This is a genomic window from Aeromonas sp. R1-1, from assembly GCF_040908495.1.
Taxonomy (GTDB): domain Bacteria; phylum Pseudomonadota; class Gammaproteobacteria; order Enterobacterales; family Aeromonadaceae; genus Aeromonas; species Aeromonas veronii.
In genome coordinates this window covers 1-11,046 of the sequence record NZ_JBFODV010000219.1, presented here as the reverse complement: position 1 = coordinate 11,046, position 11,046 = coordinate 1, and the positions used below count along the sequence as shown (strand labels likewise).

11 protein-coding genes are annotated in these 11,046 nt (G+C 60.6%); 8 read left to right on the top strand and 3 right to left on the bottom strand.

Annotated elements, in window-relative coordinates; genetic code table 11:
- Together blrB and blrA are read right to left on the bottom strand one after the other, a co-directional pair.
- Window positions 1–1,375 (bottom strand): beta-lactam sensor histidine kinase BlrB (gene blrB / locus AB5Y92_RS14735; RefSeq protein ID WP_368227038.1); only part of this gene is annotated, 1,375 nt, incomplete at its 3' end.
- Window positions 1,372–2,046, bottom strand: a complete 675-nt coding sequence (gene blrA, locus AB5Y92_RS14730; RefSeq protein ID WP_216949883.1) for a beta-lactam response regulator transcription factor BlrA — start codon at window positions 2,044–2,046, stop codon at window positions 1,372–1,374. The genes blrB and blrA, both read right to left, overlap by 4 nt.
- Window positions 2,047–2,168: 122 nt before the next feature.
- Here blrA and AB5Y92_RS14725 point away from each other — a divergent pair, with 122 nt between their 5' ends.
- On the top strand, window positions 2,169–2,942 hold the full coding sequence (locus AB5Y92_RS14725) for a DeoR/GlpR family DNA-binding transcription regulator (protein WP_368227037.1): 774 nt from the start codon (window positions 2,169–2,171) through the stop codon (window positions 2,940–2,942).
- 56 nt (window positions 2,943–2,998) lie between these two features.
- Window positions 2,999–4,831 carry a glutamine--fructose-6-phosphate transaminase (isomerizing) gene (gene glmS, locus AB5Y92_RS14720; protein WP_368227036.1) on the top strand — a complete coding sequence of 611 codons (1,833 nt, stop codon included), beginning with the start codon at window positions 2,999–3,001 and terminating at the stop codon, window positions 4,829–4,831.
- Between the two features lie 74 nt (window positions 4,832–4,905).
- On the opposite strand, the gene AB5Y92_RS14715 is transcribed toward glmS, so the two are convergent.
- Window positions 4,906–5,682, bottom strand: a complete 777-nt coding sequence (locus tag AB5Y92_RS14715; protein WP_005357256.1) for a LuxR family transcriptional regulator — start codon at window positions 5,680–5,682, stop codon at window positions 4,906–4,908.
- Window positions 5,683–5,892: 210 nt separating this feature from the next.
- On the opposite strand from AB5Y92_RS14715, the gene AB5Y92_RS14710 reads away from it, so the two are divergent.
- Genes AB5Y92_RS14710 through AB5Y92_RS14685 form a run of 6 tightly spaced genes read left to right on the top strand, consistent with a single transcriptional unit; the run spans window position 5,893 to window position 10,720 of the window.
- Window positions 5,893–6,654, top strand: a complete 762-nt coding sequence (locus AB5Y92_RS14710) for a DUF3450 domain-containing protein (RefSeq protein WP_005357258.1) — start codon at window positions 5,893–5,895, stop codon at window positions 6,652–6,654.
- Window positions 6,651–7,955 carry a MotA/TolQ/ExbB proton channel family protein gene (locus AB5Y92_RS14705; RefSeq protein WP_159164637.1) on the top strand — a complete coding sequence of 435 codons (1,305 nt, stop codon included), beginning with the start codon at window positions 6,651–6,653 and terminating at the stop codon, window positions 7,953–7,955. Before AB5Y92_RS14710 ends, AB5Y92_RS14705 begins: the two co-directional genes overlap by 4 nt.
- The gene (locus tag AB5Y92_RS14700) at window positions 7,952–8,482 is read left to right on the top strand and encodes a MotA/TolQ/ExbB proton channel family protein (RefSeq protein ID WP_005339367.1); all 531 of its coding nucleotides are present in this window, start codon (window positions 7,952–7,954) and stop codon (window positions 8,480–8,482) included. The genes AB5Y92_RS14705 and AB5Y92_RS14700 overlap by 4 nt, the downstream gene beginning before the upstream one ends.
- Window positions 8,479–8,880, top strand: a complete 402-nt coding sequence (locus AB5Y92_RS14695) for a biopolymer transporter ExbD (RefSeq protein WP_005339369.1) — start codon at window positions 8,479–8,481, stop codon at window positions 8,878–8,880. The genes AB5Y92_RS14700 and AB5Y92_RS14695 overlap by 4 nt, the downstream gene beginning before the upstream one ends.
- The gene (locus tag AB5Y92_RS14690) at window positions 8,877–9,539 is read left to right on the top strand and encodes an energy transducer TonB (RefSeq protein ID WP_005339371.1); all 663 of its coding nucleotides are present in this window, start codon (window positions 8,877–8,879) and stop codon (window positions 9,537–9,539) included. The genes AB5Y92_RS14695 and AB5Y92_RS14690 overlap by 4 nt, the downstream gene beginning before the upstream one ends.
- Window positions 9,540–9,541: 2 nt before the next feature.
- A complete protein-coding gene (locus AB5Y92_RS14685; protein ID WP_164537872.1) occupies window positions 9,542–10,720 on the top strand; it encodes a hypothetical protein in 1,179 nt (392 codons plus the stop codon).
- The last annotated feature ends 326 nt before the right edge of the window (window positions 10,721–11,046 follow it).

Sequence of the window (11,046 nt, the reverse complement as noted above, 5' to 3'; positions counted from 1 at the left end):
GGTTGCTCAGGGTCAGACGCCCGCCATGCTGGTGGGCCACCTCATGGGCGAAACTGAGCCCGAGACCACTGCTCTTGCCCTTGTCGGGGCGCGGCAGGGAGTAGAAGCGCTCGAAGATCCGTGGCAGGGCGTAGTCGGGAATGCCGGGGCCGCTGTCGGTGACCCGAAAACAGTAGCCATCCTCCTGAAGGGTGCCGCTGAGAGTGACGCTGGCGCCTGCCGGTGAAAAGTCGATGGCGTTGTCCAGCAGGTTGCCGATGGCCTGCTCCACCAGCAGCGGGTCCCACTTCTGCTTGGGGGCACCGGCCAGCTCGGCGACCAGTGCTACCTGCCGGCGCTGGGTGATAATCTGGCGGGCATCGAGCGCCCGCTTACCGAGCCCGGCCGGTTCTACCGATTGCCGATCCAGCCCCTGCCCCGACTCCAGCCGCGCCAGTTGCAGCATCCGTTCGATCAGCTGCTGCATGCGGGCACTCTCCTGATTGATGTTGCCGATAAAGCGCCTGGCCACCTCGGGGGGCGGCGTTTCGGCCAGGATCTCCCCTGCCCCGCGAATGGCGGCCAGCGGGCTTTTCAGCTCGTGGGTCAGGCTGTGGACATAGCCCTCGATATAGCTCTTGCCATCGAGCTGGTGGCGCATGGTTTCAAGGGCGTGGCCGAGCCGATCCAGCTCGACGGTGTGCAGTTGCGGCAGCGGCGCAGCTTCCCCCTTGCTGACCGATTCGGCGTAGTGCACCAGTTTACCGATGGAGCGGTTGAGCCACCAAACCAGCAGACTGCCGATCAATAGCGAGATGAACAGCATCTGGCCGGCGGCCTGCAGCAGTTCCCGTTCACCCCGCTCGATAGCGGGCATCAGGGTGCGATTGGGTTTGGCGACGGTGAGGGAGCCGATGATCTCTGTCCCCTCCCGCAGCGGTGCCGCCACATACATGGTCGAGCTGGCGGCATCGTCGGGATCGGTGCGGGTGCTGCGGGCGCCATACTGACCGCGCAGGGTGCGGTAGACATCGTTCCAGCGGGAATAATCCTTGCCCAGATCCGTGCCGTCGGAGTCGTAAATCACCATCCCCTGACGATCCGTCACATAGATGCGGTACTCCGCCTGCTGTTTGAGGTGGCCGTCGATCATCGCATTGATGGGATTCTGGTTGAGACGGGCGAAGGCGCTGGCCAGCCGCCCGTTCATCATATTGCCCTCTTGCAGATCATCGAGGGCGAGCGGCGCCAGCAGCTGGGTCATGTCGACCAGAGTATCCTCGGTGGCGCTGCGCACTCCGGGTTTGATCTCCTCGACGAAGATCTCCAGCACGAACCAGGCGGCCAGCGCGAAGATCAGCAGCAGGCCGCACAGCAGTTGCAACCCGAGTCTCATGCCAGCTCCAGGCTATAGCCCAGCCCGCGATGGGTGAGGATCAGGTTGGCTTCGGGATCATGCTCGCGCAGCTTGGCGCGGATGGTCTTGATATGGGTATCGACGGTGCGATCCAGGCTCTCTTCCGCATCCTGCCACACCAGATCCATCAGCTGTTGGCGGGAGTAGACCCGGCCCGGCGCCAGCATCAGGGTCTTGAGCAGCAGATATTCGTAGCGGGTGAGGGCCAGCGGTTGGCCGCGAAAATGGATGCGGGCCCGCTCCTCATCCAGTACCAGCAGGGCGCTGGGCTGGGGGGCGACGGGCTGACTGCGGCGCAGGATGACCCGCACCCGGGCACACACTTCCCGTGGCGAGAAGGGTTTGGCCACATAGTCGTCGGCACCGATCTCCAGCCCGATCAGCCGGTCTATCTCCTCGCTGCGGGCGGTGAGGAACATCAGGGGGATATCGGTCAGCGCCCTCACCTGCTTGCAGAGTTCGAAGCCGCTGATGTCGGGCAGCCCCACATCGAGGATCAGGAAGTCGGGTCGCGTCTGTTCCAGTCGTGTCAGCAACTGCAGGCCCAGCATGAACCACTCCACCTCGAACCCGTCGGTCTGCAGGGCATAAATCAGGGTGTCGGCGATGCTGGCCTCATCCTCCACCAGCCAGATGACTCTCTTTTGCATGGCATCCTCGTCGCAAATTGGCACCCCATTCTGGCATCGAACCAAATCGGATCCTATTTGCTGTTTTATTTTTCCGAAAAAGGGGCTAATATTTCGATGTTCTTTCGAATCGAAACTTAAAAATGACCAAACGTAATACTCAACAACGCCGTCACACCATAGTGACCCTGGTACAAGAGCAGGGTGAAGTGAGTGTCGACGCCCTCGCCAAACACTTTTCTACCTCCGAAGTGACCATCCGTAAAGATCTGGCGGTACTGGAGACCGGCGGTCTGCTGCTGCGCCGTTATGGTGGTGCCGTTCCCTTGCCGAACGAGATGGTGGTCGAGGTCAACCATGAACAAGTTTCGAACCGAAAGTTAGCTATTGCCCGTGCGGCGGCCGAGCGGCTGCGTGATCACAACCGCGTCATCATCGACAGCGGCAGCACCACCAGCGCCATGATCCCCATGCTGGGCAACAAGCGCGGCCTCATCGTGATGACCAACTCCCTCAATGTGGCCGGTGCCCTGCGCGAGCTGGAAAATGAGCCTACCCTGTTAATGACCGGTGGCACTTGGGACCCTCACTCCGAATCCTTCCAGGGGCAGGTGGCGGAACAGGTGCTGCGCTCCTACGACTTCGACCAGCTCTTTATCGGTGCCGACGGTATCGACCCGGAGCGGGGCACCACCACCTTCAACGAGCTGGTGGGCCTGTCGCGGGTCATGGCCGAGGTATCGCGGGAGGTCATTGTGATGGTCGAATCCGAAAAGATCGGCCGCAAGATCCCCAATCTCGAACTTCCCTGGTCGAGCATCCATACCCTGGTGACCGACGAGGGGCTGGCCAGCGAGGCCAGAGAACAGATTCAAGCCCAGGGGGTGACGCTTATCTGCGCCCCGGTCACTTGCTGACATCGAGCTCTGAACCATCCAACTGACTTTACGATTTGCATCTCAAGGAGAAGTGTATGTGTGGCATCGTCGGGGCTGTTGCCCAACGTGATGTGGCTGAAATTCTGGTAGAGGGCCTGCGCCGTCTGGAGTACCGCGGTTATGACTCAGCCGGTGTGGCCGTGTTCAGCCCCAACCAGCCGTTGCAGCGGGTTCGCCGTCTGGGCAAGGTGGCCGAGCTGGCCAAGGCGCTCGACGAGCAGTCCGTTCATGGTGGTACCGGCATCGCCCATACCCGCTGGGCCACTCACGGCGAGCCTTCCGAGCGCAACGCCCACCCCCACGTTTCCGAGCATATCGTGGTGGTGCACAACGGCATCATCGAGAACCACGAAGAGCTGCGGGAAGAGTTGAAGGCGCTGGGCTATGTGTTCAGCTCCGACACCGATACCGAAGTGATTGCCCATTTGGTCCATCACGAGCTGAAGAGCGCCGGTAGCCTGCTGGCCGCCATGCAGACTGCGGTGAAGCAGCTGCGCGGTGCCTACGGTACCGTGGTGATGGACAGCCGCGACGACAGCCGCGTGGTGGTTGCCCGCTCCGGTTCACCGCTGGTGATCGGCCGTGGCATCGGCGAGAACTTTATCGCCTCCGACCAGATGGCGCTGCTGCCGGTGACCCGTCGTTTCATCTTCCTGGAAGAGGGTGATGTGGCCGAAGTGACCCGCCGTGACGTGCACATCTTCGATACCAACGGCAACGCCGTGGTGCGCGAAGAGCAGGAGTCCGAACTCTCCCACGATGCCGGTGACAAGGGCGAATATCGCCACTACATGCTCAAGGAGATCCACGAGCAGCCCAAAGCGATCACCAACACCCTGGAAGGGCGTCTGGGCAGCGATCACGTGGTGGTCGAATCGTTCGGCAACGGCGCACGCGCCATCTTTGACAAGGTCGAGCATGTGCAGATCGTCGCCTGCGGCACCTCCTATCACTCCGGCATGGTGGCTCGCTACTGGTTCGAAGAGATCGCTGGCGTCTCCTGCGATGTGGAGATCGCCTCCGAGTTCCGCTATCGCAAATCGGTAGTGCGCCCCAACAGCCTGCTGGTGACCCTCTCCCAGAGTGGCGAGACTGCCGATACCCTGGCGGCGCTGCGTCTGGCCAAGGAATCCGGCTACATGAGCTCGCTGGCTATCTGCAACGTGCCGGGCTCCTCGCTGGTGCGTGAATCGGATCTGGCCTTTATGACCCGTGCCGGTGCCGAGATCGGCGTAGCCTCCACCAAGGCGTTCACCACCCAGCTGGCTGGCCTGTTGATGCTGGTGGCCTCGGTCGGTCACTGCCGTGGCCATCTGAGTGCCGCCGCCGAAGCCGAACTGGTCAAGGCGCTGCAAGCCCTGCCGCTGCGTATTAAAGAGAGCCTGGCGCTGGCCAAGGATATCGAAACCCTGGCCGAAGAGTTTGCCGACAAGCAGCACAGCCTGTTCCTCGGCCGTGGCAGCCAGTACCCCATCGCCATGGAAGGGGCGCTCAAGCTCAAAGAGATCTCCTACATCCACGCCGAAGCTTACGCCGCTGGCGAACTGAAGCACGGCCCGCTGGCGCTGATCGATGCCGAAATGCCCATTATTGTGGTGGCGCCGAACAACGATCTGCTGGAGAAGCTCAAGTCCAACGTGGAAGAGGTGCGCGCCCGTGGCGGTATCCTCTACGTGTTCGCCGATGCCGATACCGGCTTCAAGAGCGACGAGACCATGCGGGTCATGAACCTCAACCATGTGGAAGAGGTGATCGCCCCCATTGTCTATACCGTGCCGCTGCAGCTGCTCTCCTATCACGTTGCCCTGATCAAGGGCACCGACGTCGACCAGCCGCGCAACCTGGCAAAATCGGTGACCGTTGAGTAAGTCGCTATCTGATAAGTCACTTTCTGAAATGAAAAAGAGCCGCAATTGCGGCTCTTTTTGTTGCTGCTGAGGGGTTACGACAGCCGCAGGTTGGTGATGGTGACCTCATCAAGGGAGGGCACTATGATGCCGCTGGTGATCCCTTTGGCGATGGCCTGACTGCGGTTCTTCGAGTCGGTCTTGTTGGTCACCTGGGTCAGGTGGAAGTTGACCGTCCGCTCACTGATGCCGAGGATGGTGGCGATCTCCCAGGAGGTCTTGCCCTCGCTGGCCCAGAACAGGCACTCCTTCTCCCGATCCGACAGTTCGGTCAGGTATTTCATCATATCCGGTCTGCTTTTGATCAGTTGCAGCGCGGAGTTGAAGATATAGCTGGCGCAGAACGACAGCAGCGGGACATTTTCAAACATCAGGTCGGAGTTGGATTTCTCCTTGGTGATGAATGAGAGGATGCCGTGCTCCCCCTGCGGGGTGTGCAGCGGAAAGGAGACGCCATTGCGTACCCCGAAATCAGCCGCCAGGTTCATCACGTCGCGGCTGGCGCTGGGCAGCCAGGGCGAGTCGCAGTCGAGCTTGTTCCAGAAGATCGGCTGGGTCTGTTTCAGCCCCAGATAGACCACCGGATCCTGGGTCAGATACTGGTTTTCGCTGTAGGCGTCAAACCAGGTGGTCGGACAGTTGTTGAACAGTGCCACGTGGGATTTTTGCATGCTGATGGGGAAAATAATCAGCAGCCGAAAGTAATCAAAGCCCATTTGATGACTGAAGCGCTCCAGCAGTTGCTGGATATCGCTGGTTTTTGTTGCCTTGGTGAACTTGTCGATATGTTCCCAGATCGCATCGTTGAGCATTACTTTCTCCTTTTTCGATCTCTATCACACTGATCGAAAAGATTTTTTATCGTTATTTATATTTGTGCGGTGGCTATTGGCGCCACTTATTCCGTGCGTGCTTAAAAATTATCCTGTTTTTGTGCATAAAGGCCAAGAAAATCCTCTCGTTGCCAGTCCGCCCTGCATTTGAGATAATGATAATAGTTATCATTAGTAAGATGTATTTCAATGAACAAATTATGGGGTGTGGCCCTGCTGCCACTGTCAGTCCACTTTGCTGCCATCGGGGATGAGCTGGTTGCTCCCGCCCTCAAGAACAGCATAGCTGCCGGGAAAGCCTCCCAGCAGCGGGTGGAAAAAGCCGCCGATGCCGCTGTTGCCGCACGACTGGAGCTGCAAAATGCCCAGCTGCAACTGCGCGACCTCGAAGCCTACAACCGCTACATGCAATCTCTGGTGGCCGATCAGCAAAATGAGCTGGGTAAATTGAGCCAGCAGCTGGAGGCGGTGCAAGAGACCCGTCAGGGCTTGATCCCGCTGATGTTGCAGATGCAGGCAGATCTGGAACAGCTGGTGCAAAACGACATCCCGCTGCGCAAGGAAGATCGTTTGGCGCGGGTTGAACAGTTGAAAGCGACCCTGGCCCGAGCAGACGTTAGCGAGGCAGAGAAATTCCGTCAGCTGCTGCAGGCCTATCAGATCGAAGCCGAGTACGGCAGCCGGATGGACAGCTATTCCGCCGAGCTGGAGCTGGATGGTGCTCCGCGTCGGGTCGATGTGCTGGCGCTGGGCCGGGTCTCCCTGCTGGCGATGACGGCCGATCGCAGTCAGGCATGGCGCTGGTCTGCCGAGGCTAAGCAGTGGCAAGCCCTCGACAGCCAGTGGCTCTCCCCCATTGCCGAGGCGATGGATGTGGCCGCCGACAAGAAAGTTCCCCAGTTGCTCAATGTCCCCCTCTCTGTCAGCCGCAGTCAGGAGGCCCAATCATGAGAGTCACCATGAAGTGGTTCCCCCTCCTTATTGCCCTCTCCTGCGGTACCAACGCCGCTGTCGCCGATGAGTGGCAGCAGCAGGAACAGGCTCGTGAACAGCAGGCTCAGCAAGATCTGGCGACCGTTGCCAGGGAGCTCGGCACTGCCCGCGCCAGACTGGCCGAGGCCCAGCGCCTGAGCAAGGAGCTGGCCGGCAAGTTCGCCAGCAACGAGAAGCAGCTGGTCGAGCTTAACGCCCAGTGGGAGCAAGCCTCCGGCGACATGAACGAGATCTTCGCGGTCACCCGTCAGGGCGCCAGCGATGCGGTCAAGTTGCTGAGCGAATCCGCCGTCGAGGGCCAGTACCCGGAGCGTCTCGCCCCGCTGAAAGCCATGGCACAGGATAAACAGGTGCCGGATCGCGCCGCTCTCGCCCTGCTGCCCGCCAGGCTGCTGCAGGAGATCCGTGAATCTGGCCGGATTGCCCAGTTCAACGGCAAGGTGCTCGATGCCCAGGGTGCTGCCAGCGAGCAGTCGCTGACCCGGGTTGGCAGTTTTGCCCTGCTGGGGAGCGAAGGCTTCCTGCAACCGACCGCCGAAGGCTTGAGCCCGGTACTGGGTCTGCCCGGTAGCGTGCTCTCTGCCGTTGCGGCTTATCAGGGTCAGGAAGGGGAAGCGCTGCCGCTGGATCCTTCTCATGGCACTCTGCTGGCGATGCTGGCACAGGCGCCCACCTTCTGGCAGCAGGTTCAACAAGGTGGTCAGGTCGGCGCCATTATCGTGCTGTTGGCCGCCATCGGTTTGGGTATCGCTGCGGTACGGCTGTGGAGCCTCTCCCGCGAACTGGGTCGGGTGCGCCGCCAGCTCAAGAGCGGTGAGTACCATGCCGACAACGCCCTTGGCCGGGTGCTGACGGTGGCGGACAAACACCCCGAGCTGAGCATGGAGACCCTCGAGCTGCGTCTTGATGAGGCGATCCTGCAGGAGACTCCTCGCATGGAGCGCGGCATCGGCATGGTCAAGGTAATCGCGGCCATCGCCCCCATGCTGGGTCTGCTCGGTACCGTGACCGGGATGATCGGCACCTTCCAGGCCATCACCCAGTTTGGTACCGGCGATCCCAAGATCATGGCGGGCGGCATCTCCATGGCACTGGTCACCACGGTACAGGGGTTGGTGGCGGCCATTCCGCTGATCCTGGCCCACAGCCTGCTGCAATCGCGCTTCACCGAGCTTTCCAATGTACTGGAGCAGCAGGTGGCCGGCATTCTGGCCGAGCGCGCCGAGAGCAATAACGGCGGGATGGAGCGAGCAGCATGATGCTCGACATCTGGCAACAGCTGCAGAGTTTCATGGGCCGTGGCGGCCCGGTGCTCTGGGTCATTCTGGCCCTGCTGGTGCTGATGTGGATTTTGATGATCGAGCGGCTGCTCTACCTCAATCTGGGTTTCGGCCCGTTGCAGCAACAGCTGCTCGGTCGTTGGCAGGCCCGCAGCGAGCGCCACAGCTGGCACGCCCGGGCGATCCGCAGTCGCTGGCTGGCGCAGGCGGAGCTGGAACTGAACCGTCATCTGATCTTCATCCGCACCCTGGTGGTGCTCTGCCCCATGCTGGGGTTGCTGGGCACTGTGACCGGCATGATCGGCGTATTCGATGCGTTGGCCGCGGCCAACCGCTTTAACCCGGAGAGCATGGCGGGCGGGATCTCCCGCGCCACCATCCCCACCATGGCAGGCATGGTGGTGGCGCTCTCCGGCGTGTTGTTACTCAGTCGCCTCGAGAGTCAGGCCAAGCGCGCGCTGGCCAAGACCCGGGACGGCTTGCGAGAAGAGAAGGTAATGCAATGAGACGGCAATCCAAACGCCAGCGTGACGAAGTGCAGATCGACATGACCCCCATGCTGGATATCGTGTTCATCATGCTGATCTTCTTTATTGTCACCACCTCCTTCGTGCGCGAAGCCGGGCTCGAGGTACACAGACCCCAGGCCAGTCAGGCCAAGGCGCAGAAATCTTCCAGCATCATGCTGGCGATCGGGGCTCAGGGTCAGATCTTCCTCGACCGCAAGCAGATCGATGTGGAGCGGGTACAGGCCACCATCGCCCGTCTGCTGGCGGAGCAGCCCGATGCCAGCCTGGTGATCCAGGCCGACGAGCGAGTGCCCCATGGCAAGGTGGTGCGGGTGATGGATGAGGCCAAGGCGGCGGGTATCGCCAATATCGCCGTGGCGGTGGCGCCGAAATGAAATACAAGCTAATGAGCCTGGGGCTGGGGATCGCCCTCAGTCTGGGCATCCTGCTGTTCATGGCCACGCTGGTTGAACCGCCCCGGGGCGAGAAGGTGGCGAGCGAACAGAAGCCCATCGTCATCAATATGCAGAACGAGGTGACCGAGGTGCAGGTACGCGAGCGTCCGGTACCGCAGGAACCCGAGCCTCTGCCAGAGCCTCCCGCGGCATTGGCCTCGACACCGCTGCCGATGCCCGCTGCAGCCCCCTTGGCGGCCGTTGAGCCGAGTCTGGATCTGGTCTCCAGCCTCAGTGCGGTGCAGGTCTATGCCCCCGGAGTGGCGACCAGTACCGCACCGGTATTGAGTGGCAACTACCACGGCCAGCAGCAGGGCGCGGGTATCGGCGCAGGTGACATGCTGATGCCGCTGCAACGGATCGAGCCGGTCTACCCCTATCGTGCCCAGCAGTCAGGGATCGAAGGATTCGTCACCCTGCGCTTTAGCGTGAATGCCGAAGGTGGCGTGCAGGATGTGGAAGTGGTCGAGGCCAAGCCCAAGCGTCAGTTCGAGCGGGCGGCCATTCAGGCGATCAACAAGTGGCGCTATCAGCCGAGACCGGGCGCTACCGACAAGCTGGTGCAAGTCATCACGCTCAAATTCAAACTGGAGTCATAACTATGTTGCGGATCTGGATCTGTCTGCTGGCCCTGGTCGGCCAAGCCTGTCTGGCGATGGAGGTCAGCCCTCACTTCTCCCGTCAGCTTGAACCCGTGATGAAGCTCTATCAGTCCGGTCAGTGGCAACAAGCCCAGAGCAAGGCGTCCGGCCTCAAGCCAAATAGCGATGCCGAGCGTGCCTGGCTGGCGCAGCTGCAAGCCTCGCTGGCGGCCAATCTGCAACAGACCGCCCAGGCGAGCCGTTATGTCGAACAGGCCCTTGCCTATAAAGAGTGGCCCGAGCAACAACAGCTCCAGCTGCTGCGACTGCGCGGCGATATTCAGGCCCAGCAATCCAACTGGTCTGGTGCCATTGCTAGCTACAAGGCGGCACTGGCGATCAAGCAAGACGATGCACTGCGCCTGCGTCTGGCCGGCCTCTATTACCACAACAAGCAGTACGGTGACGCTGCCAGCCAGAGCGAACAGTTGTTGAAGAAGGGTTGGCAGAAGCAGGCCGCCATTATTCGTCTCTCCGCCCTCACCGCTCAGCAACGTTATGGCGTGGCGGCCGATCAGGCGGCTGAGTTGATCAGCCACGAACCCAAAGAGAGCAAATGGTGGCAGCAGGCGGTGTCGCTCAACCTCTCCGCCAAACGTGGCGATCAGGCGTTGGCTCTGTTGCAAACAGCTATCGACAGAAAACTGATGGATGATGCGTCTGCCCGCAATCAGCTGATCCGTCTCTATGCCTGGCAAGGGCTGCCTTATCGTGGTGCCCGTCTGCTGGAAGCGGCCATGGCCAAGGGACAGATGAAGCAAAGTGCTGAAAACCGCCAACTGCTTGCCCAATTGTGGGAAGGTGCCCGGGAGTGGTCACAAGCGGTCGATAGCTGGCAGCTGCTCGCCAACCAGCACGGTCAGCCCAAAGCCGCCATGCGCGCCGCCGAACTGCTGCTGCAACAGGGCAAGACTGATGCTGCCATGACCCAGCTCGCTGCCATCAAGTCGGTGAAGGGCGAGCAAGGCAATCGCGCCAAAGCGTTGCTGGTGCAGGCACACCTTAATAAGGAGCAGTATGCCCAGGCGCTGGAACTGGCCCGTGAGCTGCAACAACAGGATCACTGGCAGAAGAAGGCAACCACCTGGGTCAACTATATCCGGGCACAAAGCGAAGAGTTGAGCAAAAAAGCGGCGTAAAAGAGATGCCAAGGGGTTGTTTTGGGGCGTTCAGTTCGCTTTTTCAGCAAACGAACGCATTTTTGCAAAAAGCCCTTGTCATCCCGGTGCGGCTCCCTATAATGCGCCCCTACCAGCACGGCGGAACACGCCGAACTGATGAGCCAGCTTCCTAGCGAAGTGGGCGCCGAAAGAAAAGCGAAAACAATCGCTTGACTTTCGAAGTGAGAGGCGTAATATGCGCCTCCTCAACGCGACAAGCGTGACGCTCTTTAACAATTTGAATCAAGCAATCTGTGTGGGCACTCACAGCATCGAGCATCAAAAACAATTTTTGATTTTCAATG